The organism is Sinimarinibacterium flocculans (assembly GCF_003201205.1).
Classification (GTDB): Bacteria; Pseudomonadota; Gammaproteobacteria; order Nevskiales; family Nevskiaceae; genus Solimonas; species Solimonas flocculans.
Map to the genome: position 1 here is coordinate 322676 of NZ_QICN01000003.1, position 17537 is coordinate 340212.

The 17537-nt window shown below is 69.4% G+C and carries 13 protein-coding genes; 6 read left to right on the plus strand and 7 right to left on the minus strand.

The features are described 5' to 3' along the window. Positions 1-2: 2 nt before the first annotated feature. Complete coding sequence (locus C8D93_RS07905; RefSeq protein WP_110264619.1) at positions 3-1067, minus strand: iron-sulfur cluster-binding domain-containing protein; 1065 nt, start codon at positions 1065-1067, stop codon at positions 3-5. Between the two features lie 70 nt (positions 1068-1137). Continuing rightward, entirely contained in the window at positions 1138-2220 is a 1083-nt protein-coding gene (locus C8D93_RS07910; RefSeq protein WP_110264620.1) for an RDD family protein, read from the minus strand. A gap of 128 nt (positions 2221-2348) precedes the next feature. Between C8D93_RS07910 and C8D93_RS07915 the strand changes: the two genes are divergently transcribed. Next, positions 2349-3635, plus strand: coding sequence for an ammonium transporter (locus C8D93_RS07915; RefSeq protein WP_211307258.1), 1287 nt, complete (start codon positions 2349-2351; stop codon positions 3633-3635). Between the two features lie 7 nt (positions 3636-3642). Next, a complete protein-coding gene (locus tag C8D93_RS07920) occupies positions 3643-4329 on the plus strand; it encodes a hypothetical protein (protein WP_110264622.1) in 687 nt (228 codons plus the stop codon). Positions 4330-4332: 3 nt separating this feature from the next. Here the strand turns inward: C8D93_RS07920 and C8D93_RS07925 are convergent, their stop codons facing one another. Next, on the minus strand, positions 4333-4875 hold the full coding sequence (locus C8D93_RS07925; protein ID WP_110264623.1) for an NUDIX hydrolase: 543 nt from the start codon (positions 4873-4875) through the stop codon (positions 4333-4335). A 139-nt stretch (positions 4876-5014) separates the two neighbouring features. Between C8D93_RS07925 and C8D93_RS07930 the strand changes: the two genes are divergently transcribed. Next, positions 5015-6313: a hypothetical protein gene (locus C8D93_RS07930; protein WP_110264624.1), complete on the plus strand. Its 1299-nt coding sequence runs from the start codon at positions 5015-5017 to the stop codon at positions 6311-6313. 168 nt (positions 6314-6481) lie between these two features. On the opposite strand, the gene C8D93_RS07935 is transcribed toward C8D93_RS07930, so the two are convergent. The 3 genes from C8D93_RS07935 to C8D93_RS07945 all read right to left on the minus strand — a co-directional run bounded on the left by C8D93_RS07935 (position 6482) and on the right by C8D93_RS07945 (position 9561). Beyond that, complete coding sequence (locus C8D93_RS07935; RefSeq protein WP_170123952.1) at positions 6482-7321, minus strand: 23S rRNA (adenine(2030)-N(6))-methyltransferase RlmJ; 840 nt, start codon at positions 7319-7321, stop codon at positions 6482-6484. A 274-nt stretch (positions 7322-7595) separates the two neighbouring features. After that, positions 7596-9284 carry a sodium:solute symporter family protein gene (locus C8D93_RS07940; protein ID WP_110264626.1) on the minus strand — a complete coding sequence of 563 codons (1689 nt, stop codon included), beginning with the start codon at positions 9282-9284 and terminating at the stop codon, positions 7596-7598. Positions 9285-9294: 10 nt separating this feature from the next. Continuing rightward, the gene (locus tag C8D93_RS07945; RefSeq protein WP_110264627.1) at positions 9295-9561 is read right to left on the minus strand and encodes a DUF4212 domain-containing protein; all 267 of its coding nucleotides are present in this window, start codon (positions 9559-9561) and stop codon (positions 9295-9297) included. 198 nt (positions 9562-9759) lie between these two features. Between C8D93_RS07945 and C8D93_RS07950 the strand changes: the two genes are divergently transcribed. Continuing rightward, complete coding sequence (locus C8D93_RS07950; RefSeq protein ID WP_211307259.1) at positions 9760-13251, plus strand: hybrid sensor histidine kinase/response regulator; 3492 nt, start codon at positions 9760-9762, stop codon at positions 13249-13251. Positions 13252-13267: 16 nt separating this feature from the next. Here C8D93_RS07950 and C8D93_RS07955 read toward each other — a convergent pair whose 3' ends face one another. After that, positions 13268-13945 carry a response regulator gene (locus C8D93_RS07955; RefSeq protein ID WP_110264628.1) on the minus strand — a complete coding sequence of 226 codons (678 nt, stop codon included), beginning with the start codon at positions 13943-13945 and terminating at the stop codon, positions 13268-13270. A 184-nt stretch (positions 13946-14129) separates the two neighbouring features. Between C8D93_RS07955 and C8D93_RS07960 the strand changes: the two genes are divergently transcribed. Continuing rightward, positions 14130-15332 carry a DcaP family trimeric outer membrane transporter gene (locus tag C8D93_RS07960; RefSeq protein WP_110264629.1) on the plus strand — a complete coding sequence of 401 codons (1203 nt, stop codon included), beginning with the start codon at positions 14130-14132 and terminating at the stop codon, positions 15330-15332. Between the two features lie 149 nt (positions 15333-15481). Continuing rightward, a complete protein-coding gene (gene acs / locus C8D93_RS07965; RefSeq protein WP_110264630.1) occupies positions 15482-17458 on the plus strand; it encodes an acetate--CoA ligase in 1977 nt (658 codons plus the stop codon). Positions 17459-17537: the final 79 nt, after the last annotated feature.

The window sequence follows — 17537 nt, forward strand, 5'->3', positions numbered from 1 at the left end:
CTTCAGGCGTCGACCTGCAGCGGTCCGGTGGCGCAGGCCGAACAGGCCAGCGTCCAGCCGGTGCTCCGTTCCGCTTCGGACAGGCAGTTGGGTTCGTCCAGCAGCGGCGCGCCGTCGATCACGCGCAGCTTGCAGTGGCCGCAGCCGCCGACGGTGCAGCTGTATTCCAGCGCGACGCCGGCACGCAGGCCGGCATCGAGGATCGACTCGCCGGGTTGCTGTTCGACGCTGCGCCCGCTGCGCACGAACAGGATCGGTTGTGGCGTCGTCGGCCTGGGCTGCGGCCGCGGCGCCGGCACGAAACGCTCGCGATGGATGCGCGCGGCCGCCACGCCGGCGTCACGCAGCGCCGCCTCACCGGCGTCCATCAGGCCGGCCGGGCCGCACAGGTAGTGCTCGGCATCTGTCGGGGCCTGCAACAGATCGCGCAGCCGGGCCGCGTCGGGGCGCCCTCGGGCCGTCGCGTGCTCCACCAGGTCCAGCGAGGGATGTGCCGCCGCCAGCTGCCGCAGACGCCCGGCGAAGATCGCCCGGTCCGGATCCCGGTTCACGTAGACCAGCCGCAGCCGCCGCTCCAGGCTGCGCGCCAGGGCAGTCTCGATCAGGCTGATCACCGGCGTGATGCCGCTGCCGCCGGCGAGCAGCACCAGAGGTGCCTCAGCGGACTCCGGCAGAACGAAGTCGCCGGTGGGACCGATCACACTGTAGCGCGTGCCCGGACGAACCGTGCGCAGCACGTGCTGCGAGACACGCCCGTCGGGCAGCGCCTTGATCGTGCAGGCCAGATCCTGTCCTTCGGCGCTGCTGATGGAATAGGCGCGACGCTGGGGCTGGCCGTCGACGTCGAAGCAGTGCGTCAGATACTGGCCGGCGCGAAACGGTATCGGACGCCCGTCCTCCGGGTGCAGCACCAGGGTGATCGCATCGTCGGTTTCGCGACGCACGTCGACCACGAGCACGACGCGTGGCGCCGTCGGTGCATGCAGGCTCCAGCGGCGCGCCGGCCCATGCGGGCGCGGCAGCAGGATGCGTCGACCGCGTGTCGCGGTTGCAGCTTGGGCACTCATCGGCCCTCCGGATTCGGTTCTCCTCGTGGCCCGACTATGGCTGCCGCACCGACACGAGTCAACCGATCGTTCAATTACCGTCGGTGCCGGCGGACGCGACGCCGCTGCGGGCGCGGGCGAGCGCCTGTCCGTCGGTATCGCGGATCACGGCGGTGAAGGCGATGCGGTCGTGGATCGCCTGCCGGTTGTCGTCCCAGTAGACCTGCAGGAAGCCCAGGAGCCCGGTGGCGAAGCCCGCGGCGTAACCGCCGTAACGATCGAAGGCGTCCCAGTAGCTCAGCGGCTTGCCGGACAGCGCGATCACGCGGATGCCGAGCCAGCGCTTGCCGATCGTCTGGCCGTCCCACAGCACGGTCAGCAGCGTGAAGTACACCGCGCCCCAGCCGAAGCTGAAGCCCAGATCGTCGGCCAATGCCTTGAGCGTGCTGACGACGCTGAACCCGCCGGACTCGTCGAGCAGTGGCCGCTCGGCGACCGCCGCGGGCCGCTCCGGCGCGGCCGTCGGCGACGGCGTCGCGACGCTGTCGTCCGCCGCGTCGCGCAGACTCGGATGCGCATCGACCATCGCCCGGAGGCGTTCGCGCTCCGGCGCCGAATCGGCTGCCTCGGCGGCGAGATCCCGCAGCAGGCCGCGGCGCTCGGCGACGCCGAGATCGCCATCCGCGATCGTCGTTGCCAGTTCCGACAGGGCCTCGCTCCTGCACGGCTCGTCGTCGCAGCGGAACAGGCTGGCCGTCGCCAGCCCCGCCTGCATCGCCGCCCGCCCGCTCAGGCCGGCGCTGATCTCGCTTCCGGCCTCGCTGGCGTCATCGTCGTCGCCGAACCGGTCGATCCACGGCCCGACGTAGGCGACCGCGAGGCTGAAGGCGACGATCGCGCAGAACAGTGCGATCCCCGTGCCGCCGCGACGGCGCGCGCTCGGGCCCGGCGCGCCGCGCAGCCACGAGTACACCAGCACCGCCGCACCGACGCCGAGCATCAGGCCGCCGGACTGTGCGAGCACGACGACGATCAACCCGTCGATCGCGATCGCTGCGAGCCGGCGCCACGGCGCAGCCAGCGCCAGACCGAGCAGGGCCGGCGCGACCTGGAAGGCCTCCGGGGTGATGCGGGAGCGGGTCGGAGGATGGGCGACCGGTTCGGATCGGGGCATGCGCAGTCCGCGTCGAGAAAACGTTCGGAATGCTGGCCAGTGTAGGCGCTCGGCAGGCACTTGGCCCCTCTTTTGCTTCGGACAGCATCAGCACTCGTCCATCAGTGCGCCACAACGGAGTGGTCGCCGTGCAACGCCTGCACTATCTCGTGCCGCTGATCGCGGCCGCACCTGTCCCTGCGCTCGCCGCGCCGCTGGAAGCCCCCGCGGACATCGCCTGGGTATGCATCGCCGCCGCGCTGGTGTTCTTCATGCAAGCCGGTTTTGCGCTGCTCGAAGGCGGCTTCGCACGCGCCAAGAACAGCACCAACGTCATCATGAAGAACTTCGCCGACCTGGCCTTCGGCGCGCTGGCGTTCTGGGCCGTCGGCTTCGGCCTGATGTTCGGCGTCAACGCCACCGGCTGGTTCGGCGCCACGCATTTCCTGCCCGAGGCCTTGACCGGTTCGGAGTCGGTGTTCCTGCTGTTCCAGGCGATGTTCGCGGCCACCGCGGCGACCATCGTCTCCGGGTCGGTCGCCGAGCGCATGCGCTTCGGCCCCTACGTGATCGCCTCGGTCTTCATCACGGCGCTGATCTACCCGGTCTTCGGCTCCTGGGTCTGGGGCGGCTTCTTCGGCGGTGGCGGCTGGCTCGCCGCCCGCGGCTTCACCGACTTCGCCGGTTCCACCGTCGTGCACTCGGTCGGCGGCTGGTGCGCGCTGGCCGGCGCGATCGCCGTGGGCCCGCGCCTCGGCCGCTTCGCGCCGGACGGCACGCCGCGCAGCATTCCGGGACACAACCTGCCGTCGATCGCGCTCGGCGTTTTCATCCTGTGGCTCGGCTGGTTCGGCTTCAACGGCGGCTCGACACTGGCCGCCAGCACCGATGTCGGCTTCGTGCTGGTCAACACGCACCTGGCCGCCGCCGCCGGCATGGCCGGCACCTACCTCACGCTGCAGCTGCTGGGTCGGCCACTGCTGATGACGACGACGGTCAACGGCGCGATCGCCGGTCTGGTGGCGATCACCGCCGGCTGCGCGACGATGCCGGCCGGCTTCGCGATCCTGACCGGCCTGGTCGCCGCACCGGTGATGGTGCTCGGTGCGGACCTGCTCGAGCGGCTGCGCGTCGACGATGTCGTCGGTGCGGTGCCGGTGCACGGTTTCTGCGGCGCCTGGGGCACGCTCGCCGCCGGCCTGTTCTACGCCGGCGACCTGTTCAGCACCGATCGGGTCCTGGTGCAACTGCTCGGGATCGGTGCCGCGCTGCTGTGGGTGCTGCCGACGGCGGGGCTGGTGTTCTGGCTGCTCAAGCGGACGGTCGGACTGCGTGCCGACACGCTGCACGAGCAGCGCGGCCTGGACTACACCGAGCACTACGAGATCGGCTATCCGGAGTTCCAGAAGGAGCTCCTGCACGGCGGCAAGGGCTGATCCTGCAATGGCTCGCGACGACCAGGCCAGCGCCCTGCGCGACGCGCTCGCCGCCGGGTTCGAGGATGTGCTCGGATCACAGCATGTCGAGACCGCGTTGCGTCTGTGGGACCGGCATTTCGCAGCCGGCAAGTCGCACGCACTGATCGAGTACGTCAATCAGCTCGCGGCGGCACTGATGCTGCCCACGCGGCAGCGCCACGAGCTGCGCATGGCGCTGTACCGTGCGCTGCTGGCGCGCGGCATCGACCCGACACGCGGCAGCGACACCGCGCGCACGCCCAGAGCCGGCGCCGACAGCGCCCCGATTCCGCGCATCGACATCGGTGCGGGCGGCAACAGTCCGGCGTTCCGGGTCTTCCGCCAGGTGGCCTTGGCCGTGTTGCGCGGCATGCGTGCGGATGCGCTCGGCGCCGCGCGGACCTTCGCCGAGGCCCTCGACCGCCATGCCGGATCGCACGGCTTCGATGCCAGCGCCCGCTCCGCGCTGGTGCGCTGGGTCGATGGCGAGGCCGCCGACGACTTTCTGCGCAGCCTCGACGTCGAGCGCTACTCGGTGCTGACGCACCTGCTCTACGTAGCCGCCTGCGAGGCACTCGGCCCGGTGGCGGCCGACCGCCTGATGAGCCAGGCCGTCCGCAGCGCCGAGACCCTGCCAGAGGCGGCGACGTTTCCGCCGCAGCGCCTGCTCTGAACGCTACCCGCCGGCGCCCGCCAGACCGGCGCGCGTGACGAAGTACAGCGCCGCGTAGATCCGCGGCTCGATCAGGCAAGCTTCGTTCGCCCGCGCGACCAGCCAGCCATCGATGTCGTCGAGCAGCACGCGGTGCACGACGATGTCCTCGCCGTCGACCCCGCCGCCGTCGTGCACGCGCTGCAGGTCATGCACCCGGACCAGATGCAGCATCTCACTGGTCAGGCCCGCGGCGACCGGGCCGGAGGTCAGCGACTCGACGCGCGAGCCGCGATAGCCGGTCTCCTCCTCGAGTTCGCGCAGCGCGGCATCGGCCAGCGACTCGCCGGAGAACCGCGCCTCGTCGCCCATCATTCCGGCCGGCAGTTCGATCGTGCGGCCCCGTAGCGGCACGCGGTACTGCTCGACCAGCAGCAGTTCACGCGCCGCGGTCACCGCCAGGATGAAGACCGCACCACTGCTGTTGGTGCGCGCCACGTATTCCCAGCGGCCGTCCCGCTGCAGGGCGAGAAAACGCCCCTCGTGCAAGGTCTCGGTTTCGTTCATGTTTTCGAAGCTGATAGCGAGCGGCAACGGCCGCCGCGGGGCCGCTCATCGGAGATCCGCCCGCGCTCGTGTAAGAAAATGACTACATTCGTGGTCCGGCATGGGAGGCTGTGAAGCACACCCCCCGCGGTCCGTGCCGATGTCGATTCTCCCTGCTCGCCGCTTCCATCGCCAGCCCGGGCTGCCGCTCTCCGTCGCTGCCGCCGTGCTCGCCGCCGCGCTCGGTGCGTCGCAGCCGGCGCAGGCCGAGGCGATCCACCAGATCGTCTCCTATGGCCAGAGCGTGTCGTTCGGTACCGCGGCCATCCCCCCGATCAGCACCGAATCGCATCCGTCCAACCTGATGTTTGCGTCGGGTGTGCGTGCGCAGTTCGGCGAAGGCGATGCCACCGCGAACCGCGCAAGTCTCGTCCCCTTCCAGGAGTCGCATTACTACTGGCTCGGCGAGACGCCTGTCGCCGGCATGCTCGAGATGATCGATCAGTTGCGCATGCAGGAAGACGGCCACCGGTCCGCGGACCAGGGGATCCGCTACCTGGGCAGCGCGCCGGGCAAGGGCGGGCAAACGGTCAAGGCGCTTTCCTTCGGCACCGAGCCGTTCGAGCAACTCACCTGGGACCTGTATTTCGGTGCCGTCCATGCACGGATGCGCGGAGCCGAGTACCGCCTCGGCGCCGTCACCTGGGGCCAGGGCGAGAGCGACCAGTACTGGGGCACGGATGCGCAGACCTATCGCGCCAGCGTCGATGCCCTGCGCCGGCAGATCAACTGGGTCAACGAAGTGGTCACCGGCACCGCCGAGAGCGTGCCGATGATCGCCTACCAGATGTCCGCGCACGTCGCCGCCGGCAGCGCCAGCCCCGACATCGCGCTCGCCCAGCTCGACGACGGCCGCGAGAACCCGGACTTCCACCTCGCGACGCCGCTGTACATGATGGACTTCGTCGACGAGTACCACCTCGACGCGCGCTCCAGCAAGTGGCTGGGCGCCTACTTCGGCCTGGTCTACAAGCGCGCGGTCGTCGATGGCGAGGACTGGCAGCCGCTGCACCCGCTGCGGGCGCGCTCGACCGGGCGCCTCATCGTCACGGACTTCCACGTGCCGGTACCGCCGCTGGCTTTCGACACCGCGCAGGTCGCCGATCCGGGCCAGTACGGGTTTCGTGTGGTCGACCCCGATGGCAGCGACAACCCGGTCACCGGCATCGCGATCGACCGCGCCGGCACCCGTGTGTGGATCGCTGCCGCACGGCCGATCGCCGCTGGCTCGTCGCTGCGCTACGCCTGGGACGGCGACAAGCAGTCCGGCCGCCTGACCGGCCCGCGCGGCAACCTGCGCGACAGCCAGGGCGACCGCCTGGTCTTCGATCCCGAGGGCATCGCCGCACCCATGCACAACTGGTGCGTGATCTTCGAGCTGCCTGTCGAGCCGCTCTGAGAGCTTGCGAACTTTTCAAGCTCTCGGGCCGGCCAGGGATGGCCGGACGCGCATCTGGCCCGCAAGGGCTTGATGCGCGGGAGCAAGTCCGGGCGTGTACCGGACTTGCGACAGAAGAAATGCACAGGACGTGCATTTCCTCACAGACTCTGAGTCGTACGGGCCGCTTCAGGACGTTCCGGCAGGCCAGCGCTGCGCCGCATGCCCGGCACCGTCACCCTGGGCAAGACGGGGCGCGAGCCAGGCCAGCGCTTCGGCGATCGGTGCCTGCGCCGCATACGGCGGATTGACGACGAGCAGCCCGCAGGCGCGCATCTCGCCGTCCGCCGGATGGCTCACCGCCAGCTGCAGATCCAGCACTTCCCGCGGACATTCGCCTCGCACACGCCGTCGCCAGCGCTCGGTCGCGTGTCGCTGCTTGTCCGGATACCAGAGGGCGAACACGCCGCTGCCGAAGCGCCGCAGCCCCTGCGCCAGAAAGTCGGCCAGCACGTCGAACTCGTCGGCACGCTCGAACGGCGGATCGACGAGCACCAGGCCGCGCTTCTCCGCCGGCGGCAGCAGCGCCGCCAGCTCGTAGCCGTCACGCCGGTGCAGGTGCACGCGCGGGTCACTGCCGAGCGCCCCGCGCAGTTGCTCGGCGACCGCCGGTACGCGTTCGCACAGCAGCAGCCGGTCCTGCGCACGCGCCGCCTGTTCGGCGAGCCGCGGCGAACCCGGATACCGCCGCAGCGCGCCGTCCGGGTTGAGGCGTCGCACCTGCGCCAGATAGTCGGCGACGGCGAACGGTGCGTCGGTGCTGTCCCAGATCCGGCCGATGCCGTCGGCGAACTCCGCGGTCCGCCGCGCACCGGCGTCGCCGAGATCGTAGTCGCCGGCGCCGGCATGGGTGTCGGCATAGCACCAGGGCTTGTCCTTGGCGCTCAGGGCGCGCAGCAGGGCGAGCACCAGCACGTGTTTGAAGACGTCGGCGAAATTGCCGGCGTGAAAGCGGTGTTGATAGTGCACCGGCGCATTATCCGCGGCGGCCCGCTCGCGCGCCGGTCGCCGCAAAAAAAGACCGCGACACGCAATCCCGGGAGGGGAGGTTGCGGGCCGCGGTCCAGGCAATGTCCGGCCTAAGGGAGGGAAAGCGACCGGACGTTCACTTTTTTACACGAGGGCGCTGCGCATTTCGATACCTGCCCACTCAAGTGCCTGATGCACCTTCTTTTTCTGCGTTCCGGAGCGGCGGCGCGCAACCGGTCGGGGGAACCGGTCGCGCGCCGCCGGATGCGCCTTTTCAGTGCGCGTGCGCGGCACCGGCGCCGCGCGGCACACGGATGTGCTCGACGATCTGCTGCACGTCCCGCGGCGGCGCCTTGGTCAGTGCCGCCACGGCCGTGGCCACGGCGAAGTTCACGACCATGCCGATGGTGCCGAAGCCCTCGGGCGAGACGCCGAGGAACCAGTTGGCCGGCACGTTCGCAGCCGGGTTCACGAACTTGAAGTAGACGATGTAGGCCGCGGTGATGCTGATGCCGGTCACCATGCCCGCGATCGCGCCCTCCTTGTTCATGCGTTTGGAGAAGATGCCGAGGATGATCGCCGGGAAGAACGACGAGGCGGCGAGTCCGAAGGCGAAGGCGACCACCTGGGCGACGAACCCCGGTGGATTGATGCCGAGATAGCCGGCGATGCAGATCGCCACCGCCGCCGCACAGCGCGCGAACAGCAGCTCCTGCTTGTCGGTGATGCCGGGCATCAGCGTCTTCTTCAGCAGGTCGTGCGAGATCGACGTCGAGATCACCAGCAGCAGTCCGGCCGCGGTCGACAGTGCCGCCGCCAGACCGCCGGCAGCGACCAGCGCGATGACCCAGTTCGGCAGCTTCGCGATCTCCGGGTTGGCCAGCACCATGATGTCGCGGTCGATCGTCATCTCGTTGTCGGCGGGCGCGGCGACGTACTGCATCGCGCCGTCGGCGTTCTTGTCCTCCCACTTGATCAGGCCGGTCTTCTCCCAACTCTGCACCCAGGTCGGCGCCTCGGCGTAGGGCTTGTCGTGGATGGTCTCGATCAGGTTGGTGCGGGCAAAGGCCGCGATGGCCGGAGCCGTCGTGTAGAGGATCGCGATGAACACCAGCGCCCAGCCGGCGGAGCGACGGGCGTCGCGCACCTTGGGCACGGTGAAGAAGCGCACGATCACGTGCGGCAGGCCGGCGGTGCCGACCATCAGCGCGAGCGTGATGCAGAAGACGTCGATCGTCGGTTTGACCCCCGCGGTGTAGGCGGTGAAACCGAGTTCGGTCACCAGCCCGTCGAGCTTGTCGAGCAGGTAGACCCCGTCCGCGGTCTTGGCGCCGAAGCCGAGCTGCGGGATCGGGTTGCCGGTCAGCAGCAGCGAGATGAAGATCGCCGGCACCATGTAGGCGAAGATCAGCACGCAGTACTGTGCGACCTGCGTGTAGGTGATGCCCTTCATGCCGCCGAGCACGGCGTAGAAGAACACGATCGCCATGCCGATGATCACGCCGGCGGTGATGTCCACCTCGAGGAAGCGCGAGAACACGATGCCGACACCACGCATCTGTCCGGCGACGTAGGTGAACGACACGAAGATCGCGCAGATCACCGCGACCATGCGCGCCGTCGACGAGTAGTAGCGGTCGCCGACGAAGTCCGGCACGGTGAACTTGCCGAACTTGCGCAGGTAGGGCGCGAGCAGCAGCGCCAGCAGCACGTAGCCGCCAGTCCAGCCCATCAGGTAGACCGAGCCGTCGCGGCCCATGAAGGCGATCAGGCCGGCCATCGAGATGAACGAGGCGGCGCTCATCCAGTCGGCGGCCGTCGCCATGCCGTTGGCCACCGGCGAGACGCCGCCACCGGCGACGTAGTACTCCGAGGTCGATCCGGCGCGCGACCAGATCGCGATGCCGATGTACAGCACGAAACTCGCGCCGACGATCAGGTAAGTCCAGGTCATGACATCCATGCTGATCTCCTTAGTCCTCGTGGACGTCGTGCTCGCGATCGAGCTTGTTCATGCGCCAGACGTAGACGAAGATCAGCGCGACGAAGACGTAGATGGATCCCTGCTGGGCAAACCAGAAGCCGAGCTTGAAGCCGGCGATGCGGAACTGGTCGAGCCAGTCGGCCAGCAGGATGCCGGCCCCGTAGGACACCGCGAACCAGACCGCCAGCAGCCACAGGACCAGCCGGATGTTGGCTTTCCAGTAGGCTTCCGCGGCCGCCGATGTGTTCTCAGCCATTGATTGCTCCTCCTCATGCACGCGCGAAATGCGTCGACGGCCAATCTAGCAACCGCATCGGCTCCGGCCATCACGACTTTGGTCTAAGCCCCGGACCGGCCGGCTGCGACTTTGGTCGCAGGAAGGGGCGTCCGCGCGCACGCCGGGCGCGCGCGTGACTACACTGCGCGATCCATCGCCGCACCGGGGGAGGAGCAGGTGTCGGGCTGGTCGCTGCTGGTCATCTCTGCCGTCTATGTCGGCCTGTTGTTCGCGATCGCCTACTGGGGCGACCGGCGCGCCGCGCGCCGCCCGTCCGCGGCGCCCCGCCCCCTGATCTACAGCCTCGCGCTCGCGGTCTACTGCACCTCCTGGACCTTCTACGGCGCCGTGGGCCGCGCCGCCGACAGCGGCTGGGACTACCTGCCGATCTATCTCGGGCCGATGCTCGTCTTCCTGCTCGGCGGGCCGATGCTGGAGCGTCTGGTCGTGCTCTGCCGTCATCACAACATCACGTCGATCGCCGACTTCATCGGCGCGCGCTACGGCCGCCGCCAGGCGCTGGCCAGCCTGGTGACGGTGATTGCGGTGATCGGCGTGCTGCCCTACCTCGCGCTGCAACTCAAGGCCGTGGCCGACTCGCTGCGCGTGATGACGCAGCCGTCGCCGGCCGGCGGCAGCTGGCTGGGCGACGGTGCACTGGTGACGGCAGCGCTGCTGAGCGCCTTCGCCATCCTCTTCGGTACGCGACAGGTCTCGTCGAGCGAGAGCCACCATGGCCTGGTGCTGGCCGTGGCCTTCGAGTCCGTGGTCAAGCTGCTGGCCTTCGTCGCCGTCGGCCTGTACGCCGCCTACGGCGTCTTCGACGGCATGGGCGACGCGATTACCGCGGCCCTCGGACAGCCGCGCGTCACCGAGGCGATGGCGCGCCCGGACTGGATGACCGGCTTCATCGCGCAGACCGTGCTGGCGATGGCAGCCATCGTCTGCCTGCCGCGACAGTTCCAGATCATGGTCGTCGAGAACAACCACCGCAGCGAGCTGCGCACGGCACGCTGGGTGTTCCCGTTCTACCTGCTGCTGGTGTCGGTCTTCGTGCTGCCGATCGCCGCCGCCGGCGCGCTGACCGCAGGCAGCGGCGCGCAGCCGGACATGTACGTGCTCAGCGTGCCGCTGGCCGGCGAACGCGCGCAGCTCGCTCTGGCCGCGTACATCGGCGGCTTCTCGGCGGCGACCAGCATGGTCATCGTCTCCGCGATCGCACTGTCGACGATGCTCAGCAACGAGTTGGTGATGCCGGCACTGCTGCGCTGGCACCCGCTGGGGATTGCGCGCGGCAAGGACCTGTCCGGGCTGATCAAGACCGTGCGCCGCATCAGCATCGTCCTGCTGCTGGCGTTCGCCTACCTGTACACGCGGGTCATCGCCGACCGTACGCTGACCTCGATCGGCCTGCTGTCCTTCGCTGCCGTGCTGCAGTTCGCGCCGGCACTGATCGGCGGCCTGTACTGGCGGCGCGGCACGCACCAGGGGGTGCTCGCTGGTCTGGTCGCCGGCTTCGCGATCTGGGCGTACACGCTGATGCTGCCGGCCCTGCTCGGTGCCGACAGCGTGCTGCTGCGCGAGGGTCCGTTTGGCATCGGCTGGCTGCGACCGCATGCGCTGTTCGGCATCGACTGGCTGGACTCGGTCACCCACGGCACGGTCTGGAGCCTGGCGTTCAACCTCGCCGGCTACGTGCTGGTGTCCGGCTGGGTCACACCGGGTCTGCGCGACCATCTGCACGCCGTGCGCTTCATCGATGTCGCGGCGCCCGCCCCGGCTGCCGGCGGCGACATCGCCGGCACCGCCACCGTCGGCGACCTGCGCATCCTGCTGGAACGGTTCTTCGGTACGGATCGCGCCGCCGAGCTGCTGCGCGAATACGGCCGGCGCGTCGGCAGCACGCTGCAGGACCGCGACCGCGCGACGCCGCAGATGCTGCGCACCAGCGAGCGCCTGCTCACCGGCGCACTCGGCGCCTCCTCGGCGCGCGTGGTGATGTCGGCGATGCTGCGCGGTCGCGACATGCAGGTGGAGGACGTGATCCGCGTGCTCGACGAGACCTCGCATGCGCTGCAGTTCTCGCGGGAGCTGCTGCAGGCGGCCCTCGAGCATCTGCCGCAGGGCGTCAGCGTCGTCGACCAGGAGCTGCGCCTGGTTGCCTGGAACCGGCGCTACGTGGAGCTGTTCGACTACCCGCCGGATCTGGTCGTGCAGGAGCAGCCGATCGAGGACCTGCTGCGCTACAACGCACGCCGCGGCCTGCTCGGCACCGACGAGGACCGTTCCATCGAGGCGCTGGTGGAACGCCGCCTCGAGCACATGCGCGCCGGCCGCGCGCACGAGCACGAACGGCGCATGCCCGACGGCAGCGTGATCCAGATCCGCGGCAACCCGATGCCCGGCGGCGGCTTCGTCACCAGCTATACCGACGTGACCGCCTACAAGCAGGCCGAGGCACGACTGCAGGATCTCGCCGACACGCTCGAGCAGCGCGTGCGCGAGCGCACCGACGAGCTTTCGCACCTTGCCGGCGAGCTGGCCCTGGCCAAGTCGGCGGCGGAACGCGCGAACGCGGCCAAGACGCGCTTTCTCGCCGCCGCCTCGCACGACCTCGTGCAACCGATCAGCGCCGCCCGGCTGTTCGTCGCCGCGCGCGATCCGGCGCGTCTCGACGCCCAGGCCGACGCGCTGATGCGCAATGTCGAGGGCTCGCTCAACGCCGCCGAACGCCTGCTCTCCGCCCTGCTCGACATCTCGCGCCTGGACGCCGGCGCCCTGCCGGTGCGCCGCGAACACGTTCCGCTGCGCGACATCCTCGGCCCGCTGGCCGCGGAGTTCTCGGTGCTGGCCCAGGAGCGCGGCCTGCGCCTGCGCGCGCGCAGCAGCCGGCACGTCGTGCACAGCGACCCGGGCCTGCTGCGCCGCATCCTGCAGAACTTCCTGTCGAACGCGATGCGCTACACCGAGAAGGGCGGCGTGCTCATCGGATGCCGCCGCGCCGGACGCGACCTGCGCATCGAGGTCTGGGACAGCGGACCGGGCATCGACCCGGCGCGCCAGCACGAGATCTTCGAGGAGTTCCGGCGCCTGCACAGCCACGATGCGCTGGGCGAGCGCGGCATGGGCCTGGGCCTGGCGATTGCCGAGCGCAGCGCACGACTGCTCGGCCACAGCATCGGCCTGCGCTCGGTGCCGGGGCGCGGCAGCGTGTTCTGGGTCTGCGTGCCGCTCGGCAACGCCGCCGCCGTGCAGGCGCCGCTGGCGGTGCCGCCTCGACCCGCACCCGGTTTCGGCGGTGTGCGCGTACTGTGCATCGAGAACGAGGCCGACGTGCTCGCCGGCCTGCGCGCGCTGCTCGAAAGCTGGGGATGCCGCGTCATCGGCTGCCGCAATCTCGACGACGCGCTGCACGAGGCCTCGAGTCCGCCGCCGGACCTGGTGATGGCCGACTACCACCTCGACGACGGCGCCTCGGGAATCGATGCCCTCGATGCACTGCAGGCCCGCTGGGGCCAGCCGGTCCCCGGCATCGTCATCACTGCCGATCACACGCCGCAGGCGCGCCAGTCGGCCCTCGAACGCGGCTACGCCTTCCTGCCCAAGCCGGTCGCCGTCGCCAAGCTGCGCGCCCTGATGAACCGTCTGCTGGCGGCGCGGCCCTCGTAGACCCTGCCCGAGCCGCTCAGGGTTCGACGTCGTCGGGGACCTGCAGCGACGCTTCCTCTACATCACGCAGGCGCTGCGCGAGCAGCGCGGCCTGCGTGCGGCGGATGAAGCCGAGCTTGTTGAGGATCGCCGTCATGTGCGCCTTGACGGTCGCTTCCATCACGCCCAGTTCGAAGGCGATCTGCTTGTTGAGCCGGCCGTCGGCCAGCATCATGAACACGCGGTGCTGCTGCGGCGACAGGCTGGCGATGCGCTGTGCCAGCTCGCGCTCGGCGTCGGCGGGCGGCGGTGCATCGGCGAGCTGCGGCGGCGTCCAGATGCCGCCGGCCAGCACCGCCTCCAGCGCGGCCGCGATCTGCTCGAACCCGCAGGACTTGGGGATGTAGCCGGAGGCGCCGAAGTCCAGCGCGCGCCGGATCACCGTCGGTTCCTCGCGGCCGGAGACGACCACGACGGGAATGTCCGGATACTCGCCGCGCAGGAACAGCAGCGACGAGAAGCCTTGCGCACCCGGCATCTGCAGGTCGAGCAGCACCAGGTCGACCTCGCTGCCGTCGCCGACGCCATCGCGCAGGGCATCGAAATCCGCAACCTCGCGCAGCGTGGCGTCGGGCAGCAGCCGTCGCAGCGCCTGCACGAGCGCGGCACGGAACAGCGGATGATCGTCGGCGACGATGACCGTCTGCGCGTTCATGGCCCGAGTGTATCCCCCGACACCGGCATCGCCCATGCTGATCGATCCGGAACGGCCATCGTATTCGACCTTGGTCGTAGTCCCCGCGCGATTCGACCAAGGACGAATGGTCGCCGCGTCAGGCCGCACGCACAGTCCCTCCTCGAAGCGCCGTCGACGGCGCACACAACGACGAGGAGACGGCATGAACGGGAACGACACTCACACCGGACCGGCGCGGCGCGCGCCGCAGTGGCTGGGCAGCGCGGTGGCGGCGACACTGGCCTGCGGCGCCGGCGGCGCGCAGGCCGGCGAAGCCAAGGTCGGCGACACGACCCTGAGCTGGGGCGGCTACGTCAAGCTCGACGTGCTCTACAGCAGCTTCTCCGAAGGCGAGATCGCGCAGAGCACGTCGCGCGACCTGTACGTCCCGTCGACGATTCCGGTCTCGTCCGGTGGCGGCGAGAGCTACGATGCGCTCGATTTCCACGCCAAGGAAACGCGCCTGTTCCTCGGCGCGAAGACCCCGCTGGAGAACGGCGTGACGCTGGGCGCGCACATCGAGTTCGATTTCATCGTCAACCAGGGCAACGGCAACGAGGTCGTCACCAACGCCTACAACCCCGGCCTGCGCCGCGCCTTCATCACCTACGGCAACTGGCTGCTGGGCCAGGACTGGAGCACCTTCCACAACATGGGTTCGCTGCCGGAAACCCTGGACTTCGTCGCCTTTCCGACCGACGGCACCGTCTTCAGCCGTCAGCCGATGGTGCGCTACAGCGCCGGCAATTTCTCCATTGCCGCGGAAAACCCCGAGACCACCATCAACAGCGCCGGCACCGTCAGCGCCAAGAACGATGGCCGCGTCCCCGACCTGATGGCGCGCTGGATCGCGCCGGTCGGCAACGGCGGCAACTTCGGCATCGCCGGCGTCGTGCGCCAGCTCTCGGTCGACGACGCGGGCGGTCTCGACGCCACCGAGATGGGCTATGGCGTCAGCGTGTCCGGCAAGCTCGTGCTCGGCCCGAGCGACGACATCCGTTTCCAGGCCAACTGGGGCGACGGCATCGGCCGCTACATCGGCCTCGGCATTTCCGCCGACGCGGTCGTCGACGGGAATGACATCGAGCCGATCGGCATCGCCGCCGGCTATGTCGCCTATCGCCACGCCTGGACCGGCAAGCTGCGGACCACGGTCACGGCATCGGCCTTCCAGGCCGACAACGACGTGGTGCTCACCGGCGACGGCGTGACCAAGAGTGTGGTCAGCGGCAGCATCAACCTGCTGTATTCGCCGGTGTCGAAGATCACGGTCGGCGCCGAGTACCGGCATGCCGAACGCGAGATCGAGTCCGGTGCGGACGGCAGCCTCGACCGGCTGCAGTTCTCGGCCAAGTACGTGTTCTGATGCCGCTTGACCGAATCTGATCCAGCGGTTCCCGGTGACGGGCCGCCGCCGGTGGACGCCGGCGGCGGCCCGTGCCATAACCAAGGTCCCCCGGCGCGCATGCGCGCTCACCACCAGACCCCACAGACAGACCCAGAGAGGAGGCCGAAATGAGCAGCCCGAAGAGCGGTGAAAACATCCAGTCCGTCCTGAGCGAAAAGCGCCTGTTCGAGCCGGCCGCGGACTTCGTCTCGCGCGCGCGCCTGGATGCCGCCAAGCTCGACGCGCTGCATGCCGCCGCCGCGAAGGACTCCGTCGGCTTCTGGGCGGATCTGGCGAGGAGCGAACTGGCCTGGCAGACACCGTTCACGCAGGCGCTCGACGAGTCCGACGCGCCCAACTATCGCTGGTTCACCGATGGCAGGACCAACGTCTCGGTGAACTGTCTCGACCGCCATCTGGCCACGCGCGGCGACAAGATCGCGATCCGCTTCGAGGGCGAGAAGGGCGATACGCACACCTACACGTACAAGGCGCTCTACGCCGAGGTGTGCAAGCTGGCCAACGGCCTGAAGTCGCTGGGCATCGAGGCGGGCGACCGCGTCGTGATCTACATGCCGATGGTGCCGGAGGCGGTGATCGCGATGCAGGCCTGCGCGCGCATCGGCGCGGTGCACTCGGTGGTGTTCGGCGGCTTCTCGTCGACCTCGCTGAAGGACCGCATCGAGGATGCCGGCGCGCGCCTGGTGATCACCGCCGACGGCGGCCACCGTGGCAGCAACATCGTCGAGCTGAAGAAGGCCGTGGACGACGCGCTGGCCGCCGGGGCGAAGACCATCGAGAAGGTGGTGATGCTCAAGCGCACCGGTCATGACGTCCCCTTCGTCGAGGGTCGCGACCTGTGGTGGCACGAACTGATGGAACCGCAGGCCGACCGCTGCGATCCGGTCTGGGTCGAGGCCGAGCACCCGCTGTTCCTGCTCTACACCTCGGGCTCCACCGGCAAGCCCAAGGGCATCCAGCATTCGTCGGCGGGCTACCTGCTGGGCGCGACGATGACCTGCCAGTGGGTCTTCGACCTGCGCGACGACGACGTCTTCTGGTGCACTGCCGACGTCGGCTGGATCACCGGTCATACCTACGTCGCCTACGGCCCGCTGAGCAACGGCGCGACCATCCTGATGTACGAGGGCGCGCCGACGGTGCCCGACGCTGGCCGCTTCTGGAAGATCTGCCAGGACCACGGCGTGACGATCTTCTACACCGCGCCGACGGCGATCAGGGCCCTGATGAAGCTCGGCGAGGACTGGCCGGCGAAGTACGACCTGTCGAAGCTGCGCCTGCTCGGCAGTGTCGGCGAGCCGATCAACCCCGAGGCGTGGATGTGGTACCACCGCGTGATCGGCCGGGAGAAGCTGCCGATCGTCGATACCTGGTGGCAGACCGAGACCGGCAGCATCATGATCTCGCCGGTCCCGGGCGCGGTGCCGACCAAGCCCGGTTCGTGCACCAGACCGCTGCCCGGCATCTTCGTCGATGTCGTCGACGAGTCCGGCGAGCCGGTGCAGGGTGACAGCCAGGGCGGCTACCTGGTGATCCGCAAACCCTGGCCGTCGATGCTGCGCACGATCTGGGGCGACAACCAGCGCTACATCAACACCTACTGGGCGCAATTCAACAATCGCTACTACGTTGCAGGTGATTCCACGCACCGCGACGCCGACGGCTACTTCTGGATCATGGGCCGCGTCGACGACGTGCTCAATGTCTCCGGCCACCGTCTCGGCACGATGGAAGTCGAAAGCGCGCTGGTCGCCCACCCGCGCGTCGCCGAGGCCGCGGTCGTCGGCCGCCCGCACGACGTCAAGGGCGAGGCCGTGTTCGCCTTCGTGATCTGCAAGGGCGCGCGACCGACCGGCGCCGACGCCGAAGCACTGGCCAAAGAGTTGCGCGACCATGTCGCCAGGGAGATCGGCGCCATCGCCAAGCCCGACGACATCCGCTTTGCCGACAACCTGCCGAAGACGCGCAGCGGCAAGATCATGCGCCGCCTGCTGCGCTCGATCGCCAAGGGCGAAGAGATCACGCAGGACACCTCGACGCTGGAGAACCCGGCCATCGTCAACCAGCTCGCCGGCAAGGCCTGAAACCCGGCGGCCCGTTCTGCGTCCCCGCACCTGGGGACGGTGCCTTCCAGGCCCGTCCCCGCTTGAGGCGCACCCCCGT

Excerpts from the sequence above, each read along its gene's own strand:
- C8D93_RS07920 (WP_110264622.1), top strand. The coding sequence starts at position 3,643 with ATGGCTCGCGACGACCAGGCCAGCGCCCTGCGCGACGCGCTCGCCGCC.
- C8D93_RS07940 (WP_110264626.1), bottom strand. The coding sequence starts at position 9,284 with ATGGATGTCATGACCTGGACTTACCTGATCGTCGGCGCGAGTTTCGTG.
- C8D93_RS07910 (WP_110264620.1), bottom strand. The coding sequence starts at position 2,220 with ATGCCCCGATCCGAACCGGTCGCCCATCCTCCGACCCGCTCCCGCATC.
- C8D93_RS07925 (WP_110264623.1), bottom strand. The coding sequence starts at position 4,875 with ATGAACGAAACCGAGACCTTGCACGAGGGGCGTTTTCTCGCCCTGCAG.
- acs (WP_110264630.1), top strand. The coding sequence starts at position 15,482 with ATGAGCAGCCCGAAGAGCGGTGAAAACATCCAGTCCGTCCTGAGCGAA.
- C8D93_RS07960 (WP_110264629.1), top strand. The coding sequence starts at position 14,130 with ATGAACGGGAACGACACTCACACCGGACCGGCGCGGCGCGCGCCGCAG.
- C8D93_RS07955 (WP_110264628.1), bottom strand. The coding sequence starts at position 13,945 with ATGAACGCGCAGACGGTCATCGTCGCCGACGATCATCCGCTGTTCCGT.
- C8D93_RS07945 (WP_110264627.1), bottom strand. The coding sequence starts at position 9,561 with ATGGCTGAGAACACATCGGCGGCCGCGGAAGCCTACTGGAAAGCCAAC.
- C8D93_RS07930 (WP_110264624.1), top strand. The coding sequence starts at position 5,015 with ATGTCGATTCTCCCTGCTCGCCGCTTCCATCGCCAGCCCGGGCTGCCG.
- C8D93_RS07905 (WP_110264619.1), bottom strand. The coding sequence starts at position 1,067 with ATGAGTGCCCAAGCTGCAACCGCGACACGCGGTCGACGCATCCTGCTG.